21 protein-coding genes are annotated in these 22,337 nt (G+C 67.6%); 12 read left to right on the top strand and 9 right to left on the bottom strand.

Going from position 1 to position 22,337, the window contains the following annotated elements; genetic code table 11:
- From AC5Y5O_RS06450 to AC5Y5O_RS06435, 4 genes are read left to right on the top strand one after another with little or no spacing between them, the layout of a single operon-like run.
- A complete protein-coding gene (locus tag AC5Y5O_RS06450) occupies window positions 1-1,599 on the top strand; it encodes an AMP-binding protein (RefSeq protein WP_500024287.1) in 1,599 nt (532 codons plus the stop codon).
- Window positions 1,592-2,371, top strand: coding sequence for an SDR family NAD(P)-dependent oxidoreductase (locus AC5Y5O_RS06445; protein WP_207768430.1), 780 nt, complete (start codon window positions 1,592-1,594; stop codon window positions 2,369-2,371). Before AC5Y5O_RS06450 ends, AC5Y5O_RS06445 begins: the two co-directional genes overlap by 8 nt.
- Entirely contained in the window at window positions 2,371-3,846 is a 1,476-nt protein-coding gene (locus AC5Y5O_RS06440; protein ID WP_096283622.1) for an AMP-binding protein, read from the top strand. The genes AC5Y5O_RS06445 and AC5Y5O_RS06440 overlap by 1 nt, the downstream gene beginning before the upstream one ends.
- Window positions 3,847-3,874: 28 nt before the next feature.
- Entirely contained in the window at window positions 3,875-5,035 is a 1,161-nt protein-coding gene (locus AC5Y5O_RS06435; RefSeq protein ID WP_279304242.1) for an NDMA-dependent alcohol dehydrogenase, read from the top strand.
- On the opposite strand, the gene AC5Y5O_RS06430 is transcribed toward AC5Y5O_RS06435, so the two are convergent.
- Window positions 5,032-5,517, bottom strand: coding sequence for an SRPBCC family protein (locus AC5Y5O_RS06430; protein ID WP_096283618.1), 486 nt, complete (start codon window positions 5,515-5,517; stop codon window positions 5,032-5,034). The two genes, AC5Y5O_RS06435 and AC5Y5O_RS06430, sit on opposite strands and share 4 nt — an antisense overlap.
- Before the next feature lie 66 nt (window positions 5,518-5,583).
- Between AC5Y5O_RS06430 and AC5Y5O_RS06425 the strand changes: the two genes are divergently transcribed.
- Together AC5Y5O_RS06425 and AC5Y5O_RS06420 are read left to right on the top strand one after the other, a co-directional pair.
- Window positions 5,584-5,955 carry a nuclear transport factor 2 family protein gene (locus tag AC5Y5O_RS06425; protein WP_096283616.1) on the top strand — a complete coding sequence of 124 codons (372 nt, stop codon included), beginning with the start codon at window positions 5,584-5,586 and terminating at the stop codon, window positions 5,953-5,955.
- Window positions 5,956-5,998: 43 nt separating this feature from the next.
- A complete protein-coding gene (locus tag AC5Y5O_RS06420; RefSeq protein WP_036465859.1) occupies window positions 5,999-6,223 on the top strand; it encodes a hypothetical protein in 225 nt (74 codons plus the stop codon).
- Between the two features lie 99 nt (window positions 6,224-6,322).
- Here AC5Y5O_RS06420 and AC5Y5O_RS06415 read toward each other — a convergent pair whose 3' ends face one another.
- Window positions 6,323-7,060 carry a DUF899 domain-containing protein gene (locus tag AC5Y5O_RS06415; RefSeq protein ID WP_096283614.1) on the bottom strand — a complete coding sequence of 246 codons (738 nt, stop codon included), beginning with the start codon at window positions 7,058-7,060 and terminating at the stop codon, window positions 6,323-6,325.
- A 26-nt stretch (window positions 7,061-7,086) separates the two neighbouring features.
- Entirely contained in the window at window positions 7,087-7,851 is a 765-nt protein-coding gene (locus AC5Y5O_RS06410; protein ID WP_096283612.1) for an SDR family NAD(P)-dependent oxidoreductase, read from the bottom strand.
- A gap of 173 nt (window positions 7,852-8,024) precedes the next feature.
- On the opposite strand from AC5Y5O_RS06410, the gene AC5Y5O_RS06405 reads away from it, so the two are divergent.
- The gene (locus AC5Y5O_RS06405; RefSeq protein WP_096283610.1) at window positions 8,025-9,053 is read left to right on the top strand and encodes a sigma-70 family RNA polymerase sigma factor; all 1,029 of its coding nucleotides are present in this window, start codon (window positions 8,025-8,027) and stop codon (window positions 9,051-9,053) included.
- A 160-nt stretch (window positions 9,054-9,213) separates the two neighbouring features.
- On the top strand, window positions 9,214-14,070 hold the full coding sequence (locus AC5Y5O_RS06400) for a cation-translocating P-type ATPase (protein ID WP_500024282.1): 4,857 nt from the start codon (window positions 9,214-9,216) through the stop codon (window positions 14,068-14,070).
- Here AC5Y5O_RS06400 and AC5Y5O_RS06395 read toward each other — a convergent pair.
- The 3 genes from AC5Y5O_RS06395 to mrf form a co-directional block, all read right to left on the bottom strand.
- Entirely contained in the window at window positions 14,067-15,626 is a 1,560-nt protein-coding gene (locus AC5Y5O_RS06395) for an AMP-binding protein (protein WP_096283606.1), read from the bottom strand. The two genes, AC5Y5O_RS06400 and AC5Y5O_RS06395, sit on opposite strands and share 4 nt — an antisense overlap.
- Window positions 15,623-16,531, bottom strand: coding sequence for an SDR family NAD(P)-dependent oxidoreductase (locus AC5Y5O_RS06390; RefSeq protein WP_500024279.1), 909 nt, complete (start codon window positions 16,529-16,531; stop codon window positions 15,623-15,625). Before AC5Y5O_RS06390 ends, AC5Y5O_RS06395 begins: the two co-directional genes overlap by 4 nt.
- 129 nt (window positions 16,532-16,660) lie before the next feature.
- Window positions 16,661-17,854, bottom strand: coding sequence for a ribosome hibernation factor-recruiting GTPase MRF (mrf, locus tag AC5Y5O_RS06385; RefSeq protein ID WP_096283604.1), 1,194 nt, complete (start codon window positions 17,852-17,854; stop codon window positions 16,661-16,663).
- A gap of 111 nt (window positions 17,855-17,965) precedes the next feature.
- Here mrf and rpmB point away from each other — a divergent pair, with 111 nt between their 5' ends.
- The 4 genes from rpmB to rpsR are packed head-to-tail and all read left to right on the top strand — an operon-like array spanning window position 17,966 to window position 18,921.
- Window positions 17,966-18,202 carry a 50S ribosomal protein L28 gene (gene rpmB / locus AC5Y5O_RS06380; protein WP_096283602.1) on the top strand — a complete coding sequence of 79 codons (237 nt, stop codon included), beginning with the start codon at window positions 17,966-17,968 and terminating at the stop codon, window positions 18,200-18,202.
- Window positions 18,202-18,366: a 50S ribosomal protein L33 gene (rpmG, locus tag AC5Y5O_RS06375; RefSeq protein WP_096283600.1), complete on the top strand. Its 165-nt coding sequence runs from the start codon at window positions 18,202-18,204 to the stop codon at window positions 18,364-18,366. Before rpmB ends, rpmG begins: the two co-directional genes overlap by 1 nt.
- Window positions 18,367-18,672: a 30S ribosomal protein S14 gene (gene rpsN, locus AC5Y5O_RS06370; protein ID WP_096283598.1), complete on the top strand. Its 306-nt coding sequence runs from the start codon at window positions 18,367-18,369 to the stop codon at window positions 18,670-18,672.
- The gene (rpsR, locus tag AC5Y5O_RS06365) at window positions 18,673-18,921 is read left to right on the top strand and encodes a 30S ribosomal protein S18 (RefSeq protein ID WP_096283596.1); all 249 of its coding nucleotides are present in this window, start codon (window positions 18,673-18,675) and stop codon (window positions 18,919-18,921) included.
- On the opposite strand, the gene AC5Y5O_RS06360 is transcribed toward rpsR, so the two are convergent.
- The 3 genes from AC5Y5O_RS06360 to AC5Y5O_RS06350 form a co-directional block, all read right to left on the bottom strand.
- Complete coding sequence (locus AC5Y5O_RS06360; protein WP_500024275.1) at window positions 18,918-20,294, bottom strand: aldehyde dehydrogenase family protein; 1,377 nt, start codon at window positions 20,292-20,294, stop codon at window positions 18,918-18,920. The genes rpsR and AC5Y5O_RS06360 overlap by 4 nt on opposite strands.
- A gap of 22 nt (window positions 20,295-20,316) precedes the next feature.
- Window positions 20,317-21,408: an acyl-CoA synthetase family protein gene (locus AC5Y5O_RS06355; RefSeq protein ID WP_096283592.1), complete on the bottom strand. Its 1,092-nt coding sequence runs from the start codon at window positions 21,406-21,408 to the stop codon at window positions 20,317-20,319.
- Window positions 21,409-21,524: 116 nt separating this feature from the next.
- Window positions 21,525-22,316: an SDR family oxidoreductase gene (locus AC5Y5O_RS06350; RefSeq protein ID WP_096283590.1), complete on the bottom strand. Its 792-nt coding sequence runs from the start codon at window positions 22,314-22,316 to the stop codon at window positions 21,525-21,527.
- Window positions 22,317-22,337 lie beyond the last annotated feature (21 nt).

The following is a 22,337-nucleotide window of genomic DNA, read 5'->3' as shown; positions in this document are numbered from 1 at the left end:
GTGACCGCGCGGGCCCCGCAGGACACCACCGAGGCATACCGCCGCGGGCTCTGGGTGCGCACCACGCTGGCCGATTCGCTGCGCACCGCCGCCGAAATATCGCCGCAGCGAATAGTTTTGGTGGACAAGGACGTCCGGATGGATTGTGTCGCGCTTTACACGCAGGCCGGCGCGTTGGCAACCGCTCTGCTGTCGCGGATGCCGACGGGCAGCGTCGTGTCGTTCATGCTGCCGAATTGGCATGAGGCCGCTGTCATCTATCTGGCCGCGACGCTGGCCGGGATGGTGGTGAACCCGATCCTGCCGTCGTTGCGCGACCACGATCTGCTTTTCATCCTCGAAGACGCGGATGCCGCAATGATTTTCGTCCCGGGTCAATATGGCGGGCATGACTACGCGGCGATGCTCGACCGGGTGACGGCCGCGATGAGTCCGGCGCCGGCCGTGGTTGTGGTCCGCGGCGCCGGCCGTTCGCACACTCCCTACGCGGACCTGCTGGCGGAGCAGCCGGCACGGGATGTGGTGCTTCCCGAACTGGATCCCGATTCGGTGCGCATGATCCTCTACACCTCCGGCACCACGACCCGCCCGAAAGGCGTCCTGCACACTCATAATTCGATCCACGCCCTGATCTGTCAGATCCGTGACCACTGGATGATCGCGCCGGGCGACACGTTCCTGGTCCCGTCGCCGATCGCTCATATCGGTGGCTCTATCTATGCCTTCGAATGCCCGCTCCTGCTGGGGACGACCGCGGTGCTGATGGACCGGTGGGAATCGTCGGAGGCCGTCGCCCTGATGGACGCCGAGCGATGTACCCACATGGCCGGGGCCACGCCATTTCTGCAGCAACTGTTGTCTGCCGCCGAGCAAGCCGGGACCCGGCTGCCCGACTTGAAGGTGTTCATCTGCGGTGGCGCGTCGGTGTCGCCGGCGCTGATCCGCCGTGCCGCGACGTATTTCAGTCGTGCCGTGGTGACCCGGGTGTACGGGTGCACGGAAGTGCCCGTCACGACGGTCGGCGCTCCGGGGGCCGACGAAGCCGACTACGCGGCGGACACCGATGGCAGAGCCGGGATCGCGCGGATCAAGCTCGTCGCGCACCAGTCCGCACCTGCCGGTGACGGGGAAATCTGCGTGCGCGGACCGCAGATGCTGACCGGTTACCGCCACGGGCGCGACGACTCCTTCGATGCCGCAGGCTTTTTCCGCACCGGGGACCTCGGGCGCTGGGTAGACGACCGGTACCTGGTCGTGACCGGCCGAGCCAAGGATGTCATCATCCGCAGCGGCGAGAACATCTCGGCCAAGGAGGTCGAGGACCTGCTCGCCGACCACCCCGGCATCGCCGAGATCGCGGTCGTCGGGCTGCCCGACGAGCGCACCGGCGAGCGGGCGTGCGCGGTGATCGTTCCCGCCGACACCGCCGCCCCGGACGTCGCGAGCCTGCTTGCGCTGCTGGTGAGCAAGGGTGTCGCCAAGTTCAAGGCACCGGAGCAGGTCGTGATCACCGATGCCCTGCCGAAAAACGACGCGGGCAAGGTCCTCAAGCATCAGATCCGAGCGTCTTTGACCGCGGCGGGAACCGAGGATGAGTGAGATGCAGGTCGCAATCGTCACGGGAGCCAGCAGCGGTATCGGGTCGGGCTGCGCGACGAAACTCGCCGAGATGGGCATGGCGATCCTGGGCACAGGCCGCGACCCGGATCGGCTCGCCGCGCTCGAAAGGACGATCAACGATCCGGGTCGGGTAGCCACGCTCGCGGTCGACTTGACCGACGATGACGCACCGCGACGCATCGTGGATCTCGCGGTGCGGCGCTGGGGTCACATCGACTTCCTGATCAACAACGCCGGAGTGGGCAGCCCCAAACCGCTGCACGAGACCGACGACGAAACCCTGGACTACTTCTTGGGTTTGATGTTGCGGGCACCGTTTCGACTCGCACGCGAGGTGCTGCCGCACATGGCACCGGGCTCGGCGATCATCAACGTGACATCGACATTCGCCGTCGTCGGTGGCCTGCGCGGCGGCGCCTACTCCGCCGCCAAGGGCGGGCTGACCGCGCTGACCACCCACATCGCCTGCCAGTACGGCGCGTCGGGCATCCGCTGCAACGCCGTAGCGCCCGGGGTGACGGTGACACCGATGGTCGAGAAGCGGTTGCGGGACGAGCGATTCCGCAAAATCAACACCGAGATGACCCCGCATCAGCGGTTGGGCCGCATCGACGACATCGCCAGCACCGTGGCCTTCCTGTGCTCGCCGGGCGGAAGTTTCATCAACGGCCAGACGATCGTCGTGGACGGCGGGTGGAGTTCGACGAAGTATCTGTCGGACTTCGCGCTGGAATCACGGTGGACCGATTAATGAACCTGTTCGCGCTGCTCGATCAGGCTGCGAGCCGGTTCCCCGATCGCGGCGCCGTGTACTACGGAAGCCGCCGGATCCACACCTGGATTGAGCTGCGCGACCGGGTGTTACGGCTGGCGGCGTCGATCCGGCAGCAGCACGGCGCGGATGCGCGAATCGCGATCGCGACCCACAACTGCCCCGAGATCATCGAATTGATGTTCGCGATCTGGGCCGCCGAATGCGTCGTCGTCCCGGTCAACTTCAAGCTGCATCCGCTCGAGATGGCGCAAATTTTCCAGGATGCGGGCGTCGCGCAGGTGTTCGCCTCCACCAAGATCGGCGCCGACCTCGCGCCAATCACCACCACGCGCACGGAAATCATTGATTCCGAGGACTATTCACGACGGTTCAGAGCCAGTCCGTCGGCGCCGCCGCCGCACACCGACCCGGCCGCATTGGCGTGGCTGTTCTATACCAGCGGCACCACCGGGCGATCCAAGGGGGCGATGCTGTCGCACCGCAACCTCACGGCGATGTCCGTCGCACACCTCGCCGACATCGACGCTGTCGACGAGGACTGCAGCCTCGTGCACGCTGCGCCGATGTCGCACGGCTCCGGCCTCTATGTCCTGCCGTACGTGCTGCGCGCTGCCCGCCAGGTGGTGCCCGAATCGGGTTCCTACGACCCCGCGGAGTTCCTCGATCTCTGCGAACACCACCCGGCCGTCAGTGCGTTTCTGGCTCCGACGATGGTGCAACGACTGGTCGATACGGGCCGCGGCCGCCCGGCCAATCTCAAGATGATCATCTACGGCGGCGGGCCCATGTACGTCGAAAGCCTGCGCAGGGCGATCACGGCATTCGGCCCGATCTTCGCGCAGATCTACGGACAGGGCGAATCCCCGATGACGATCACCGGGTTACGCGGTCCCGATCACGATTGCGACGATGACGCGATTCTGGGTTCGGTCGGCTATGCGCGGTCGGGGATGGAGGTCGCGGTGCTGCGCGCGGACGGCGACCCGGCCCCACTCGGCGAAATCGGCGAAATCGTCTGCCGCGGCGACGCTGTCATGTCCGGATACTGGCGCAATCCCGACGCGACCGACGCCACGCTCAAAGACGGCTGGCTCTACACCGGCGACATGGGTTCATTCGACGCGCGCGGTTTTCTGACGCTGCGCGATCGGTCGAAAGATGTTGTCATCAGCGGCGGAAGCAACATCTACCCCCGCGAGGTGGAGGAGATGCTGCTCGAGCACCCCGGCGTCGCTGAGGCGTGCGTGGTCGGCACACCCGACGCCGAGTGGGGCGAGGTGGTGGTCGCGTTCATCGTCGGTGCGGTCGACCCGGCGGCCTTGGACGCACATCTATTGCGGCGCATCGCCCGCTTCAAGCGGCCCAAGCGTTACGAATTCGTCGACGAGCTACCGAAAAACAGCTACGGCAAGGTGCTCAAGCGGGAACTGCGCGCCAGCCTGGCGCAGTAAGCCGCAACGAAAGATCAAGGAGAACACAATGAAGTGTCGTGCCGCTGTGATTCGCGGAGTCGGCCAGGACTGGGAGATCAGCGAGATCGAGCTTGACCCGCCCCGCGCCGGTGAAGTCCTGGTGCGGATGGCCGTCGCCGGAATCTGCCACTCCGACGACCATCTGTACACCGGCGACGTGTTGCCGACCGCCGAGGTGCGGGCCGCGACGGGAATTCCGGAGCCGGACTGGTTCCCGATGATCGGCGGTCACGAGGGCGCCGGTGTCATCGAAGAAGTCGGACCGGGCGTGACAACGGTGCGGCCGGGCGATCGGGTGGCGATGTCGTTCATTCCCGCGTGCGGGGATTGCCGGTTCTGTGTGAACGGGCAGAGCTACATCTGCGATGCCGGCGCAAGTCTGTTCTCCCGAGAGATGCCGACCGACGGAACCTGCCGCCGGCATCTCGGCGACGAAAACCTGATGGCCTACGGTCAACTCGGCACGTTCGCCGAGTACGCGGTCCTGACGGAGAGATCCGTCATCAAGATCGACGACGCGGTCCCCTTCCATGCCGCCTCGCTCGTATCGTGCGGCGTCAGCACCGGCTGGGGCTCCGCGACGGTGACGGCCGGCACCCAACCCGGTGACACCGTGGTGGTCATCGGCACCGGTGGCGTCGGGATGAACGCCCTGCAGGGAGCGCGCGCCGCCGGCGCGAAATATGTCGTCGCAGTGGATCCCGTTGAATACAAGCGGGATTCGGCGAAGATCTTCGGTGCCACGCATGCCGCCGCCTCCGCCGAGGAGGCGACACCCCTGGTGAGCGACATCACCGCAGGTGTGATGGCCGACCGCGTCGTCTTGACCCCCGGCGTTCTGCACGTGGAGCTGATCCCCATGGCCATGAGGTTGCTTCGCAAGGGTGGGACCTGCGTGGTCACCGGCATCACCCCGTACACCGAGGCGATGGTTCCGCTGGTCCTGCAGGAGATGGTGCTCTCGGCCAAGCAACTCAAAGGAGCGCTGTACGGCGGCATGAATCCGCGCACCAGTGTGCCGCTGCTGTTGTCGATGTACCAGGCCGGCGCGGTGAAGCTCGACGAGTTGGTCACCCGGCACTATCAACTCGACGAGATCAACGAGGCGATGACGGATCTGCGCGAGGGCCGCAACATTCGCGGCGTGATCGACTTCGCCGGCGTCTAACCCTCCGTCGCTCGGGCGGATTCGAAATGCTCCCGGATGCCGGCCAGCATCTTGCGGTGCGCCTTGACGCCCTCGCGCCGGGTGATCGGGGCCAGTAACCGGGGCGCCGATATCCGGATCCGCTCGGTGAGCCGGGTGCCGACTATCGGCTCCTGGATCGGCTCGAAGCTCACCATTCCGCGCAGGCGCACCCCCGGGGATTGATCGGCCTCGGTGAGCACGTAGCCGCTATGGCGGACGTGCAGGCACGCCTGGTAAGTAATCTCCTTGGTGAAGGGCCCCAACGGAATTCGATCGACCACCCGGTAGGTCTGCCGGTAGCCATCCGGCGTTTCGCTGCGCTCGAGTGACTCCACCGACACGATCAGCGGGTGCACGAGTTTGACGCTGTCCAAATCCACGTAGAAGTCGCGCACCGCATCCGGCGGGGCGGGCACATCTTCTGACAGCGCGTGTTCGGAGTGCGCGGTCCACAAACTCATACCGAAGAACCTAGCCCTGCCACCGCGGCGCGCTTACCGTGGACCCAAGCAGCGAGCGGAGGCGACATGAGCACGCACGGTCAAGTGGTCGAGCGCTACCTGGAATGCCTGGCCGCTCACGACTGGCAGGGACTGGCCGACACGATCGCCGACGAAGGACTGACCCGGGAGGGCCCGTTCTGCGATGTCATTGAAGGCAAGGCGCACTACGTCGCCTACTTGCGCAAGGTATGCACCAATCTCGCGGGCCATCGGTTACACGTTGCGCGGGTCTCCCACGTCGACTCCCGGGTGTCCTACGCCGAGTTGTCCGAGACATTCGAGATCGATGACGTCGCGACGACGTGGCCCGAGTGCATCCTGTTCGAGCAAGACAACGACGGCCTGATCTCTCGGGTCAGCGTCTATTTCAAGCAGCGCCACGCCGACGTCACGTAGCGGTCTATTCCCTGATTCGCGGAATTGACCTAACGTGTCATGGATGGAGGCAGATGCAACTCCGGAGTCGGTTGCGGTCGAGAAATTGCACTCGGGCGACCCGATCACCGATTGTGGCCAGCGGTACATCGTTCTCGAATCAAAATCCCTCGGCGATAGCTGTGTCGTTCTCGAACTGGAGTCCCGGGTGGACCACCAGCTGCAGGTCATCGAGAAATCGTTCCCGGCCGGGTACCAGGTCGACAGGGCGCACCACCGAATTTTGTAGAACGAATTCACGCGTCGGAAAATAATGCGCGAGTAGCCGTTGGACGGCTACCGCGCATTCGTGTTATTCGCACTAATTCCGGGCAATTCGGGGACCCGTTTAGTCGCCGCGCGGCGGCCGCTGATCGGTGGGATCGTTGGGATCGGGTTCGCCGAACCATCGCGACGGTTGGTGCTGCCCGTAGGCGTCGTGCCAGTCCCACCACTCGTAGGGTGCCGACTGCGGGTAGCCCGGCGGCGAATCCTCCCACGCCTCCTGGCGCCCGAGCGCCGTCATGTCCAGGAAGCTCCACGTATTGCCCAGCACCTCGTCGCCCCGGTTGTTGATGAAGTAGGTGCGGAAGACCCGGTCGCGTTCATGGACGAACGCGTTTGTGCCGTGCCATTCGTGGACACCGAAGTCGACGTCAAAGCTGTCGGTGATCGTGTACCACGGCATCTGCCAGCCCATCCGCTCCTTGAGGCGCTCGATGTCGGGCTGGGGTGCCCGCGACACGAACACCAGGGTGGTGTCGCGGGCGTTGAGATGAGCAAGGTTCCCGATATGGTCGGCGATCATCGAGCAGCCGCGGCAGGCATGGTCGGGCCAACCGTGCACGTCGGGTCCGAAGAAGGCGCGATAGACGACGAGCTGACGCCGGCCTGCGAAGAGCGCCGGCAAGTTCACCATGCCGTCGGGCCCGTCAAATTGATACCGCGCCTGCACGGCCAGCCAGGGCATGCGCCGTCGCATCGCCGCCAGTGCATCGTGGGCCCGCAGCACCTCCTTCTCCTTGACCAGCAGTCGTTGATGCTCGGCCTCCCACTCCTGGGCCGACACGATTGGTGGTGTGTGCATTGCGTTGTCCGCCTTTCGATTTGGTGTCAGGACAGGGACGACAATCCCGACGCGGTGAGCAGATAGGCGCCGTGCTGTCCGGGCCCGGCACCGGCGATCGCCGATACCGACGTGCCGACCAGCTCGGCGGTCAGCGCGGGTCCGGTCGATGCGACGAAGGTGTCGAGATCGACGCCTTGCCGCTCGGCGTAAGCCGCCGCGGCCGCGGCGCCCAGCTCGGTGGCCGCCGTCAGGCGCGGCAGCACCGAAACGAAAGTGATCCCCAGCCCGGCCCGGTCCGACTCCCCAGCGGCATAGCTGCCGATGAATTTGACGGTCGATTTCGCGCCCGCGTATCCGCCCGACAGTGGCGACCCGTTGACCGCGGCGCCGCTGGACATCAGGATGACCGAGCTGCCCGGCGCCAGCGGGCGCTGCAGCGCGTAACGGGTCCAGTGAAACGCTTGTGCGACATCCACATTCCAGTTGGCGCTGAAGGTTTCCCAGCTGTGTTCCTGCAACGGGCTCATCCGCGGGGCAGACCCGGCGCACAACACCAGCGTGCGGGGCGTGTACTTGTCGATGAGCGCACTCGCCGTGGCCGGATCGGCGGCGTCGGCGACCACCGGGACGAAGGAGTCGCCGAGTTGCCCACGGACCTCGTCGAGCAGCGCGGCCGTGCGTGCGACGCCGACCACCTCGACACCGGCCCCGGTCAGCGCGGTCGCGATGGCGCGACCGAATCCCCGGCTCGCCCCGGTGACGATCGCGGTGCTGCCGGCAAGGTCGCCGGCGTGGGTTTGGTTATTCATGTCCGTTCTCGCTTCCTAACTGTCGCTGCCGGCGCTCGAGTGTGCGGCTGGCCGCACGTTGGGGCTTGAGTGTGCGGCTGGCCGCACGTTCGTGGAGATCACGCCGGCGTGGCTAGACATCCACTAGTCCAGATACGGCGCATCGACCGAATTCATCGCCGCGACACCGATGAATTTCGCCGGCTCGACGTCTCTACAGAAGGAGTAGGGTTTCGGCCCACCCGGCGAGATATAGGAGTGCGACCGTGCCGGCTCAGGAAGATTTCATCGAGCACGCGGCCCCGTATCGCAGCGAGTTGATCGCGCACTGCTACCGGATGCTCGGCTCGGTGCACGACGCCGAAGACCTCGTCCAGGAGACCTACCTGCGCGGCTGGCGTGGTTATCAGGCGTTCGAGGAGCGCGCCGCGCTGCGCACCTGGCTGTACCGGATCGCCACCACCGCATGCCTGCGCGCGCTGGAGAATCGCGCCCGGCGCGTCCTGCCGGCCGGCCTGGGCGACAGCTCGGTCGACCCGGACGCCGATCTCGACGCCGGGGCCGGCGCCCATCAGTGGCTGGAGCCGATCCCGGACACTCGTGCGTTCGCGACCCCGGAAGACACCGTGACGGCGCGGCACAGTGTGCGGCTGGCCGTGATGACGGCGCTGCAGGAACTCCCCGCGCGACAGCGGGCCGTCCTGATACTGCGCGACGTGGTGCAGTTCAGCGCCGCCGAGGTTGCCGAACTCCTGGAAACCACCCCGGCCTCGGTCAACAGCGCGCTGCAGCGGGCGCGGGCCCGCCTCGCCGAGGTCTCCCCGTCCGAGGACGACGCGGCCGAGCCCGACGATGTCCAACGCCGCGAATTGCTCGACCGTTACTGTGCGGCATTCGAAAACGCCGACATGGCCGCGCTGACCGAGCTGCTGCAAGCCGACGTGAAACTCGAAATGCCGCCGATGCCAGTGTGGTTCACCGGCCGCGACACCGTGATGGAATTCCTTGCCGCACGCGCCTTTACGACGCCCGGCGACATTGTGATGGTCCGGACTGCCGCGAATGCCCAACCCGCCGTGGCCGAGTACCGCCGCGCCGACGACGGCGTTATGCGGGCCCATTCGATTCACGTCATCACGGCGGCGTCCGGCCGAATCGCCGCCATCACCGTTTTTCTCGACCCGGCATTGTTCGCGACGTTTGATTTGCCATCCAGCCGGTAAACTTCCCAGGGGACGCGATTACACCCGCTGTTAACCCAGCGAATCCCCACCCACCAGACCCGTTGGTGTCATCGCACGGCCTGCCGTCGCCCGCAGATGTGGACAGGTCCCCAGCACCCCAGGATTATTAGCGCGACGAACGCATTTGAAGGATGACCGAATGAAGATTCCGGGTGTAACCAGCGTGGTCGCTGGTCTCACCGACGGAGCAGCCCAGCTGGTGAAAGCCGGCGTGTCCACTGCCGCCGGCGCCGCGGGGGCGGTGCAGCTCTTGGCGAGCCCGGTCGTCGAACTTGCCGGGCCCGTGGTGCAGTCGATGGCCGACTCCACCACCCGGGCGCTCGGGATCAACCCCTCGCCGAACGGATCTCCCGCCCCCATCACGCCGCCGGTGCGCTGGCAGAGCGGTCGGCGAGTACATCTGGACCTGGATCCGCTGCTGCCCTTCTCGCGCTGGTATGAGTACTCCGCGGTCGTCGAGGAACCGGTTCGCCGGATTCCGGGCGTGGCCGAAGCCCATGTCGAGGGATCGCTGGGCCGACTGGTTTTCGAACTCTCCGACGACGCCGAGGACTACGACGCCGTCCTCGACGAGGTGCGCTCGACGGTGGCGGCCATTGCCGCCGACCTGGCTTCCACGAAGTCCGACGTACCGATTTCCGCGCCGTTCGCGGACCCGGGTAACCCGCTGGCGATTCTGGTGCCGCTCACCTCGGCGGCCATGGACATGGTCGCGATGACGGCCGCCGTCACCGGCTGGGTGACCCGGCTGCCCGCGGCGCCGCAAACCACCCGGGCGGCGGCCGCCCTGATCAACCATCAACCGCGCATGGTGTCGGTGCTGGAGTCGCGGCTGGGGCGGGTGGGCACCGACATCGTGCTCGCCGCCACCACCGCGGCGGCGCACGGCCTCACCCAGTCGTTCGGCACCCCGCTGCTCGATATGACCCAGCGGACCCTGCAGATCACCGAGGCGGCGGCACACCGTCGGGTGTGGCGGGAGCGGGAGCCGCAGCTGGCCTCTCCCGAGCGACCGCAGGCTCCGGTGGTTCCGGTCATCTCCTCGGCCGGACCCAAGTCGCACCTGCCCCGGCACAGCTGGGCCGCCGCGGCGGCGGGCGAAGCCTCGCACGTGGTGGTCGGCGGGGCCATCGACGCCGCGATGGACACCGAGAAGGGCTCGATGGCCGGGCCGGTGGAGGCCTATGTCGAATCGGCGGCCAACGGCTCGTTGATCGCCGCGGCCAGTGCGCTGGTGGCCGGCGGTGGCACCGAAGACGCGGCCGCCGCGATCGAGGCCGGGGTACCCCGCGCCGCGCACATGGGTCGCCAAGCGTTCGCCTCGACGCTGGGTCGCGGGCTCGCCAACGACGGACAGCTGGTCCTCGACCCCGGTGCGTTGCGCCGGTTGGACCGGGTGAAGGTGGTCGTCATCGACGGTGCGGCGCTGCGCGGTGACCACCGCGCCGTATTGAAGTCGATCGGAGAGGCACCCGGCTGGGACGACGACCGGGTCTACGAAGTCGCCGACGCGCTGCTACACGGTGAAGAGGCGCCCGAACCCGATCCCGACGAGTTGCCCGCCACCGGTGCACATCTGAGATGGGTTCCGGTGCAAGGGCCGTCGGCCACCCCGGCGCAGGGCCTCGAGAGCGCCGACCTGATGGTCGACGGCGAATGCGTCGGCAGGGTCGAAGTCGGTTGGGAAGTCGACCCGTACGCGATCCCGTTGCTGCAGACGGCGAACCGGACCGGGGCCCGAGTGGTCTTGCGGCACGTGGCCGGCACCGAGGATCTGACCGCGAGCGTGGCTGCGACGCATCCGCCCGGCACCCCGCTGCTGACCGTGGTACGTGACCTGCGAGCCGATCGCGGCCCGGTGCTGCTGATCACCGCGGTGCACCGCGACTTCGCGTCGACCGACACGCTGGCCGCCTTGGCGATCGCCGATGTTGGTGTGGCACTTGATGATCCACGCGCCGCCACACCGTGGACCGCGGACATCATCACCGGCACCGACCTGGCCGACGCGGTGCGGATCCTGTCCGCGATTCCGGTGGCCCGCGGGGCCAGCGAGTCGGCGATTCACCTTGCCCAGGGCGGCACCACGCTGGCCGGGCTGCTGCTGGTCACCGGCAGCGAGCAGGAGCGGCCCAAAAACCCGGCCAGCTTCCGCCGCTGGCTCAACCCGGTCAACGCCGCCGCGGTCACCGCGCTGGTGGCCGGAACCTTCTCGGCCAGCCGGGTTTTGCGTCTACCCGACCCGACCCCGCAACCGCTCACCGCCTGGCACGCGCTGGACCCGGAGATCGTGTACTCGCGGCTGGCCGGCGGGTCGCGACCGTTGGCCGTCGAAACGCTGACCCCATCGTGGCGTCGCCGCCTCGACGACCTGTCCTACAGCCCACCCTTCGCCGGCCTGCGCGCCCCGCTGCACAACCTGGCGCGGTTGGCCGCGGCGACGCGCGTCGAGCTCTCCGATCCGCTGACCCCGATTCTGGCGGTGGGAGCCGCCGCATCGGCCATCGTCGGCAGCAACATCGACGCCCTGCTGGTCGGCGGCGTCATGACGGCCAACGCGATAACCGGTGGGGCACAACGCTTGCGGGCCGAGGCGGCGGCCGCCGAGCTGTTCGCCGAGCAGGACCAGCTGGTGCGCCGGGTCGCGGTCCCCGCGGTGGCCACCACCCGCCGTCGCCTGGAGGCGGCCCAGAACGCCACCCGCACGGTCACGGTGTCCGCCAAGTCGCTGCGGCCCGGCGACGTCATCGACCTGGCCGCCCCGGAGGTGGTTCCGGCCGATGCGCGCCTGCTGGTGGCCGAGGACCTCGAGGTCGACGAGTCGCTGCTCACCGGGGAGTCGCTGCCGGTGGACAAGCAGGTGGAACCCGTTGCCGTCAACGACCCCGAGCGCGCGAGCATGCTGTTCGAGGGCAGCACGATAGTCGCGGGCCGCGCTCGCGCGATCGTCGTGGCCACCGGCGTCAATACCGCTGCGCACCGGGCGATTTCGGCGGTTGCCGACGTCGAGACGGCGGCCGGGGTCCAGGCCCGGCTGCGCGAGCTCACGTCCAAGGTGCTGCCGTTGACCCTGACCGGCGGTGCCGCGGTGACCGCGCTGGCGTTGCTGCGCCGCGCCTCGCTGCGCCAGGCCGTCGCCGACGGCGTCGCGATCGCGGTGGCCGCCGTGCCGGAGGGTCTGCCGCTGGTGGCCACGTTGTCCCAGCTCGCGGCCGCCCAGCGGCTGACGTCGCATGGGGTGCTGGTCCGCTCGCCGCGCACAATCGAGGCGCTGGGCCGGGTGGACACCGTGTGTTTCGACAAGACCGGCACGCTCACCGAGAACCGGCTGCGTGTGCTGTGCGCGATGCCGCACGATGCTCGACCGGGCGATCCCTTCCCCGAAGCCGAGGATCCGCGCTCGGCCGCGGTCCTGCGGGCGGCGGCCTGGGCGTCCCCCCAGCCCCAAGACGGTCAGGGCCACGCGCACGCCACCGACGAGGCGATCGTCACCGCGGCGAGCTTCCTTCTCACCAAGAACAATTCGGGCTGGCAGCTGCTGGCCGAGGTGCCGTTCGAGTCAAGTCGTGGCTATGCCGCCGCGATCGGCACCCTGAGCGCGGACGCCGACAAACCGGTGCTGATGCTCAAGGGCGCGCCCGAAGTGGTGCTGCCCCGCTGCCGTTTCGCCGACCCGGAGGCCGACCGTGCACACGCCGAGTCGGTGGTGCACAGCCTCGCCGAGCGGGGATTGCGGGTGTTGGCGGTGGCGCGACGCCCCTGGCCCAACGGGACCACCCACGACAAAGACACCGACGTCGAAGCCGTCGATGCCACCGCGCAGGACCTGGAGTTGTTGGGCTACGTCGGTCTGGCCGACACCGCGCGCGCATCGTCGCGCCCGTTGATCGAGGCGCTGGAGGCGGCCGGCCGCGACGTGGTGCTGATCACCGGAGACCACCCGATCACCGCACGGGCGATCGCCCGGCAGCTGGGACTGCCGGCGGACGCGCGGGTCATCACCGGTGCCGAGCTGGCCGGTCTGGACGAGGACGCCGCCGCCAAGGTCGTTTCCAACGTCCAGGTGTTCGCCCGCGTCAGCCCCGAGCAGAAGGTGCAGATCGTGGCCGCGCTGCAGCGCTGCGGGCGGGTGACGGCAATGGTCGGCGACGGTGCCAACGATGCCGCCGCCATCCGGATGGCCGACGTGGGCATCGGCGTGAGCGGCCGCGGTTCGTCGGCCGCTCGTAGCGCCGCGGACATCGTCCTGACCGATCGCGATCTGTCGGTGCTGCTCGACGCGCTGGTGGAGGGCCGCAGCATGTGGGCCGGCGTTCGCGACGCTGTCACGATCCTGGTCGGCGGCAACGTCGGCGAGGTACTTTTCACCATCATCGGTACGGCGTTCGGCCAGGGCCGCGCGCCGGTGGGAACCCGTCAGCTGTTGTTGGTGAACCTGCTCACCGACATGTTCCCCGCACTCGCGGTTGCCGTCACATCGCAGTACGTCGAGCCCGACGAGACCGAGTACGAATCCGAAGAGCAGGCCGAAAAGGCGCGCGCCGCACACCGACTCGCGGTGCTGACCGGGCCCACGCCGTCGCTCGACGCGCCACTGATGCGCCAGATCGTCACCCGCGGTGTCGTGACGGCTGCCGGCGCGACAGCCGCCTGGACGATCGGGCGGTGGACCCCTGGAAGTGAACGCCGGACGGCGACAATGGGTTTGACCGCACTGGTGACCACGCAGCTGGCCCAGACACTGCTGACGCGCCAGCACAGCCCGCTCGTCGTGGCGACCGCACTGGGCAGCGCCGGGGTGCTGGTCGGCATCGTGCAAACCCCGGTGGTCAGCCAATTCTTCGGGTGCACACCGCTGGGACCGGTCGCCTGGTCGGGCGTGATGGGAGCCACGGCCGGTGCCACCGCGATTTCGTGGCTGGCGCCCAACTGGCTGAACAAGGCCATCGGTGTCATCCAGCCCGACGGCCAGGACGAAGACGAACCGCAGGCCTAGGTCGCCAGTTCCTTTCGGATGACCTTGCCGGCGGGATTACGCGGAATGCTGTCGACGACGTGGATGTCTCTGGGCTGTTCGAAACGAGAAACTTTGTCCTTCAAGTATTCCCGTAACGCCGTCACGTCGATCTGACGCTGGGCGCGGGCGACGATGAACGCCGCAAGCCGGCGGCCGAATTGTTCGTCGGGCACCCCGACGACCGCATTCTCGGCGACGTCGGGGTGCGCGGCGAGCGCGTTTTCCAGCGCACGCGGATACACGTTCTCACCGCCCGACACGATCATGTCGTCCTCGCGGCCGACGATGTACAGTCGGCCCGCGTTGTCCAGATAGCCCATATCGCCGGTGCTGGTCATCTGATCGATGACGGTCTTGTCGGCGCCGCCGATGTAGCCCTTGGTCGTCAGTTCGCCGCCCACGAAGATGCGGCCGGTCACCCGCGGCCCGACCGCTCGGCCGTTTTTGTCGAAGATGCGAACCGGGCAGCCCGCGACGGGCCGTCCCACCGTGTCCGGGGCGTGGCGCAGTTCGAAAGGTGTTGCCAGGGCGCCGATCCCCACCTCGGTGGAACCGTAGCCGTTGTAGAGAATCTCGCCGTAGGTGTCCATGAACCGCCGCGCGAGGCTCGGGTCGAGGCGATCGCCGCTGGATATCACGACCCGCAGCGACAACGGGTTTCGCATCCGGACCCGGTTGGGCAAGTCCAGGATGCGCGCCAGCATGATCGGGACCACGCTGAGCGCGTCGGCGCGCTGCAGGGATGCCTGGGCCAACGTCGCCTCGGCATCGAAGCGCCGACGCGTCAGGACCGTGCCGCCCAGGCTGACCGCGAGCATCAGCATGCCCAGGCCAAGGCCATGAAACATCGGCACCGCCACCGCGATTCGCGACCCGACGCGCAGCCCGGTGCGCTCGAGAATCGTCATGCCGACGCCGATGCCCGAACTCATCCGCGGCATCCGCGGAACACCTTTGGGCACACCGGTGGTACCCGAGGTCAGCAGAATCAACCGCCCGGACTCGACGACGCGTGGACGCCGCGCGCCCGGCCGAGTCGGCACTGTCGCCGGGTCGATCACACCCACCGACGGTGCGGCCTCGGCGACTCGTTCGGTGAACTCGTTGTCGCAGAACATGTTTCTGACCTGATGCGAACTCAGCGCACCCGCGAGAGCCGTGCTGCGAAACTCCGTGTTCACCAGCACCACGTCGGCTCCGACCAGGGACGCGGCGAACACGGACGCCGCGAAGTCACGGCCGTTGCGGCACATGATCCCCACGGCCTCGCCCGGCCCGGCACCGTCGCGGACGAGCTCGTGCGCGAGTGCCTCGGTCTTGGACTGCAGTTCTCGGTAGCTCAGCGCCCCGTCGTCGTCGATGATCGCCGTGCGCTCCGGCCAGCGCGCCGCCGCGACGGCCACCAGCGTGGACAGGTTGGTGCCGCCGCGATACAGCTCGCGGATCAACCGCAGCGCCGCGATCGGGGTGGGCACACTGAGCAGCCGCGACGACACCAGGGCCCGGGCCGTCGTGGCGACCACACCGTCGGTCATCCCTGGTCCTTTCGCCCGAGCGAGTCGGCGAAAAACCGGCTGGCCAGCGAACGATGCCACACGCGGGCCGCCCAATCGGCGGGACCTGCCAGCAGCACCGAGACCAGCTCGGCCGGAAACACCCAGGGCGGCTCGTTGGTGCGCGGGCGCTCGATGATCGCCTTGGCGATGGCGTCGGCGGCCTGCCCGGGCGACAGACCGGGAAGACGGCCCAGGATCGGCGTCGGGGCGATCATCCGGGTTCGAACCAGGGCGAAGTACACCGATGTGACGTCCACCCCGTCGGCGTGCAGTTCCGGCGCCACGCTGCGCAGCCAGCGATCGAAGGCGCCCTTGGACGCCTGATACGCGCCCCATTGCGGCCCCGGCACCACGCGCACGCCGACACTCGACACATTCACCACGAGGCCGCCACCGTTTTCCCGCATGGCCGGCAGCAGACCCAGCAGCAGCCAGATCGGCCCCAGGTAGTTGATGTCGATGGTGCGCTGGAAATCGTGCGGGCGGTCGTACTGCTGATGCAGCGAACGGCGCAGCGATTTACCCGCATTGCTGACGACGATGTCGAGCGGGCCGTGATTCTCGGTGATCTGCTTGGTCAGTCCGTGGACGGCGTCCTCGTCGCTCAGGTCCGTCGGGTAGGCGAAGGCATGCCCGCCGCCGGCGTTGATCGCCGCGGCGAGGTCGTCGAGCCGTTCCGCCGAGCGGGCGACGACCAGCACCGTCGCCCCGGCCGCGGCCAGCTTGCGGGCAGTCGCCTCCCCGATCCCATAGGAAGCGCCGGTGACGAGCACCGTCTTGCCCGAAACCGCGGCGCGCAGCTTGTCGGGGTCCCCCACCCGCGCCGGGTTGGCCAATCGGTCCGTCGCCGTCTTAATGGCCTGGCTTAACAAGTTCACCTTCACACCGCATTCACCGAGATGGCGTGCCGAGTCCTGGTGCAGCGCTGCTTTCCCAACGCTTTGCGACTCGTAACCTACAGCTACCAGACCGCCCGCACCGGGCGAACCCCGGTACCGGCTGAAGGTGTGAGTTCACGACTCCCGGCGGTCGGCGTCGCTCACGACTTCTTCGGAGCCCGGGGAGGACTCGTCGCAGGGGTCCGCATGCCAGTCGCCGAACGGGTCCGGGTAGCCGCCCCACTCGCGCGGTTGCGCCATCTCCGCGTCGGTGAGCAGCGCCCCGTGCAAGGCATCGAGAAGATCGGGCGGCTCTGCGCCGCAGACCAGCACGGTCATCGCCGTGTGCCGATCACCGAAGCGGTATTCCCACTGCAACTCGGCGAACAGTCGCCGTTCGGCGTCGACTTTGGCAGCCTCCTGCGCGGTCATGGCCGCCAGCCATTTCCCCGCACCGGCGACCCGCAATCCGCCGCCGGCGGACTCCATCCACATGACCTGGTCGGGGCGGCTGGCCAGCCAGAGCCGGCCGCGGGTGCGCACCACCCCGGTCAACAGCAGATCCACGGCGGCGTGCAAGCGCTCGGGGTGAAACGGGCGGCGGGCGTTGAACTCGACGATTCGCACCATTCCCTCGGCGCCCAGCGGCGGCCGGCCGGCCAGCAGCCAACCATGCGGATGATCGCTGCGCCCCCGTCGCGAGTCGTCCTCCAGGTTCGCCAGCGCCATGTCGACGCGCTCGAGCCCCACCGTGATCCGCGCCCGCGGAGCCAACCTGCGCAGCACGGCCAGCGTCACGGGCTCCGGACGCGTCAGCACCAAAAGGTCGGCAAACTCCGCCTGGCCGACGACGACCTGGGCCATCGTGCGACCGTCGCGCAGCACGGCCTCGCCCAGCGCGCGGGAAAGCCAGCTGTGGGCGTCGATACACGTCACCACCCCGGCGATCGCCACGTCCAGGGCTGCCGGGCCGTCGGCGTAGCCGGGGCCGACACGCACCCGGACGTGGTTGATCGCGACGCAGATGGGTTCGGGTTCCAGCCACTGCGACAGATGCACGACGATGCGCTCGACTCCGGCGTGACGGGCCAGCTTGCGCAGCAGTATCAGCAGGTCGTTGCGGACGGTACAGGACACGCAGCCGTGCGCCAGCTCCAATGCTTCCTCGGCGGTGGTCAACTCGCCCTTGCACAACATGGCCGTCGTGCGCCGCACCACGTGGCCGTCGAACCGGTGCTCGACGACCACCGTCGCAGGCCGGCGCAGGAACGCCCCCGCCACCGCGTCGGTGTCGCCCTGACCCGCAACCAGCACTACCGGGGTCCGCATCCCAACTCCTTATTGCAAATGATTTTCAATAACGCCTGCGCCACGGTACAGTGCCGAGCAGACGTTGTCGAAAATGATTTTCAATAAGGCGACCGTCAGAGAGGAGGCGTGATGTCCAAGCATTGTCAGGTCACCGGCCGCACAGTGAGTTTCGGCAACGCGGTGTCACACTCGCATCGCCGTACCTCGCGGCGGTGGTCGCCCAACATCCAGACCAGGACCTATTACCTGCCCTCGGAGGGCCGGCGTATCACGCTACGAGTCAGCGCTAAGGGCATCAAGGTCGTCGACCGCGACGGCATCGAGGCCGTCGTCGCGCGACTGCGCCGCGAAGGTCAGCGAATCTGATGGCGCGCAATGAGATTCGCCCCATCGTCAAGCTGCGCTCCACGGCCGGCACCGGCTACACCTACATCACCCGCAAGAACCGGCGCAACGATCCCGACCGGCTCACGCTACGCAAGTACGACCCGGTCATCCGCCGCCACGTCGAGTTCCGGGAGGAACGCTGAATGGCCAAGAAATCCAAGATCGCCAAGAATGACCAGCGCCGCGCGATCGTGGCCCGCTACGCGGAGCGCCGCGCCATGCTCAAGCAGATCATCCGCTCTGCGGCAAGCACTCCCGAACAGCGGCTGGCCGCGCAACGGGCACTGGCCCGCCAGCCTCGCGACGCCAGCGCGGTGCGGGTACGCAATCGCGACTCGGTCGACGGTCGTCCCCGCGGGCACCTGCGCAAGTTCGGCCTGTCCCGGGTGCGGGTGCGCGAGCTGGCACACGAGGGGCAACTTCCCGGCGTACGAAAGGCCAGTTGGTAGATGACCGCCAAGAAGATCCGGCCAAGCCGTACCCAGCCGGTCGAGAAGAAGAAGAACCTGCTCAGCGGCCTCGGTATCAAATACGTTGACTACAAAGATGTTTCGACGCTGAAGATGTTCCTCTCCGAACGGGGCCGAATCCGGTCCCGTCGCGTTACCGGCCTGACGGTGCGCCAGCAGCGTCAGGTGGCCACCGCGATCCGTAATGCCCGCGAGATGGCGCTGCTGCCTTACATCGCCGAGCGCTAGTCCCGGATGAAACCCTTGTTGCGCATCAACACGTCGGCCAGGAATCCGTCGTGCGGGATCTCGGGCGCGCTGTAGAAGGTCGGGTGGTTACCGCGGTAGACATTGCCGATGGTGGGGTCAGCCAGCACGTCGTCGATCAGGTCATCGTCACCGGTAATTACGTTGATTACCAACGATTGTCGCAGTGGCGTCAGGCCGTCGGCGCGCGACCACGGCGACACCCACACGCAGGGGAACGCCAGTTCGACGTTGAGCTTGTCGACATCGGGCTCGGCCAGCAGATGTACGGCCGGGCGCAGCGCGGCATAGCCGTCACCCAACGCGGCGACGACCTGGTCGGCGCCGAGCAGCGCGGTGGTGCCGGCGGCCTTGGTGGCCAGATAGCCGGCCAACGCCTGCGCCTTGTCTACGGGCTGGGTGGGCAGGATCGCCCGCTCGTCCTCGGTGGGCAGTGGCTCGATCGCCGCTAACCGGTCAGCAATCGCGGCGGCCAGCGGGGCGGGGTCGCCCTCGTAGAGCACGGCGGTGGTGTTGACACACGCCATACCACCGAGATTCGCGATCGAGTCGACGATCAGGTCGAGGTAGTCACGCCAATCGCGATCGGCGGTGATCAGGATCTTCGCCCGGCCCGGTCCGTTCACCATCACCGTCGGATCGACGGCGTACTTGTCGACGACGTCCTGGCCGCCGTACACCATCGCGAGGTCGGCGCAGCGGATGATCTCGTCGGCTCCGCCGTGATCGGTGGGCAGGAAGACGGCATCCTCGGGCCGAAATCCAGCCTGGCGCAAGGCACTAACCAGTCGATGCCCGGTGAACGGTTCGCGCCGCGACGGGCGCACCGCGACCCGGTAGCCCAGGGCGAGCGCTTGGGGCCACAGGCCGTGCACGCCCGGGCCGTTTCCCGCGGCGTGCACCGCGAATATCTCGCCACGCCGTGTCCAGACCGCACTGCCGGCACGGGTGCGTTCTTCGCGCCAGTCGCGGGCCGCGCCGATCGGCTGGGCCGGGCGCACCGCATCGAAGGCGTGCGCGACGGCGTCCGCGACGTTGCGGGCCCCGGTCCGGGTGACCATGATCGGTACGCCCGAAATCCGGCTGGCCAGTTCGACATAGGCGTCGAAGCCCAGGCCGCCGATCTGCGCGGTCCGGAAGATGTCGGCCGCGGCGGCCAATGCCTTTTCCCGCTCCGCGACCGGCAGCGGCGCGACCTTGCGCTGCGCGCCGATGGCGCGCGACACGTAGAGTGCTGGCACCAAACTCAGTTCGGCGACCGGCACCCCTGCGGTGGTGGCCACTATCTCACGGTTGCGGGTCCGGTACTCGCCGCTAGGCCCGAGCGCGTCGAGTAGCACTAAATCGGCTGTCACACTTGGGGTTTCACCGGACACCTCAGTACACGCCCTCGATGACGGCCTCGCCCTCGAAAGTGGCGACCGGCCGTACCGCGCTGACCGAATCGCTGAGTTGGCCCGCGGGCCCGGGCATCCGGATCGCCATGTCACGTTCCAGGTTGTTCGGCAGGAACATGCCCTTGCTGATGTGGTTCATCACCACCTGTCCCAGTTCGCCGTAGGGCACCTGCTCTCCGGTGTCGGGATCGATCACCCAGAACACGACGTACGGTGTCCGCGGATCGAAGACGAATGCGTCGCCGTCGGTCCGGGTGACGGCCTGCGACAGAATCATCGTGCTGCCGAACGCCATCGTGATCGTCGTCTCGGGGAAGATGTCGCGCAACAGGTCCAGCGTGTCCGCGTCCACGTGCGCGCCGCTGAGCAACAGATAGCGGATCTTGGCGTTCACCAAGTCCACCAGGTCGTCGTTGCGGGCAATCGCCTCCAGTAACGGCGGAGTGGCGTGCAGGTTCGCGACGTGCTGCGTCTGCAGCACGTGAACCGCCTGCTCGAGGACGTGGTCGACGTAGGCCGCGACTTCTCCGGCGGCATTGCGCGCGGCGATCTTCTTCACCCAGCGGGGATCGATGTCGATCGCGTGAAACGCCGAGCCGAGCCGCTCGGCGACCAGCCGCGAGAAAAAGCCCACGCCGTGCGGACCGCTCGGCATCAGGCACAGGAAGCCCCGGCCCCGCTGGAAGCCGCCGGTGGCGAAGTCCTCGGTTTGCCATTCGATGACTTGTGCGACCCAATCGGGAAGCTGCGCAGTACGTTTCGGAGCCCCGGTGGTCCCGCCGGATTCGAAAACCTGCGGCACCGGCGGCGGGGCGCCGTATCCCCGCGGGATCAGATCCTCGACCGGAACATTGCGCAATTCGCTGAGCAGGTTGGGGAACAATCGCAAATCGGTGAAGGTCTTGACGTCCGTCAACGGGTCGAAGTCCAGTGTCTCGGCGGTCCGCAGCCAAAACGCGGAGCCGGTGTCCGCACCGAAGTGCCACGCGATCGCCGCGCGCAGGTAAGCCTCGGGGTCGTCGATCGGTGCCGATCTCGGGACGTCCAACAACGAGAAGTCGATATCGGCCATGCCCTCGATCCTGTCTTATGCCGGTTCCGCCCGCCACGCAGGCTCGGACCTCACCGGGCATACAAACACTGAACGTTAGCCCATGGCGCGGCGAATTCCGTGTGGCCGTAAGGTTTTCAGCGGGCACCCTGGGTGGTGCTCGCACTGCGCAGCCAGGCCGTCATCGCCTCGTTGAAGGCCGGATAGATGTCGCGGTAGGTGCCGTCGCGTTCGGCGTAGCGGAAATTCTTGACACGCTCCACGACGATCTCGTCGGCCAGGGGTTCCGTCCGTAGCAGCGACATCGTCTCCGCGACATAGTCGTCCAGCGGCATCGCTCTCGGGTCGAATCCGCGCTCGTCGCCCTGCAGCGCGGTCTGCACATGCGGCGGAATGATCTCGATGACCTGGATCGCGGTGTCACGAAGCTGGAAACGCAGCGACTGCGTGTAGGAGTGCAACGCGGCCTTGGAGGCGCAATAGGTCGGTGTGAGCGCGCTGGGCATGAAGGCCAGCCCGGACGTCACGTTGAGGATCGTGGCGCGCGGCTTTCTGAGGAGCGCCGGGAGCAATGCAGAGGTGAGCCGGATCGGGCCGAGCAGGTTGATCGCGATGCTCTGCTCCGCCAGGCCGACGTTGCTGGCGGTTAGGTCCTCGACGCGCTGCGTGCCGGCGTTGTTGACCAAGACGTTGAAGTCGGGATAGCGGTCCGTCAGCTCGACGGCAAAGCGCCTCACGTCGGCCGCGTCGGATTGATCCAGTGACAGGTAGCCGATGCCGGGATTGGCCTCGACGACGGTCTGCAGCAGCTGGCGACGGCGGCCCGCGATCACTACCTGGTTGCCGAGCCGATGGAACGACTCCGCCAAACCGCGGCCGATTCCGCTGCCGCCGCCTGTGACCAGAACGGTATTACCCGTCATTTCCATCGGTTGTGCTCCTCACGCTCG

Source organism: Mycobacterium sp. NGS40, assembly GCF_059812735.1.
This window is presented reverse-complemented; position numbering and strand designations above follow the sequence as displayed.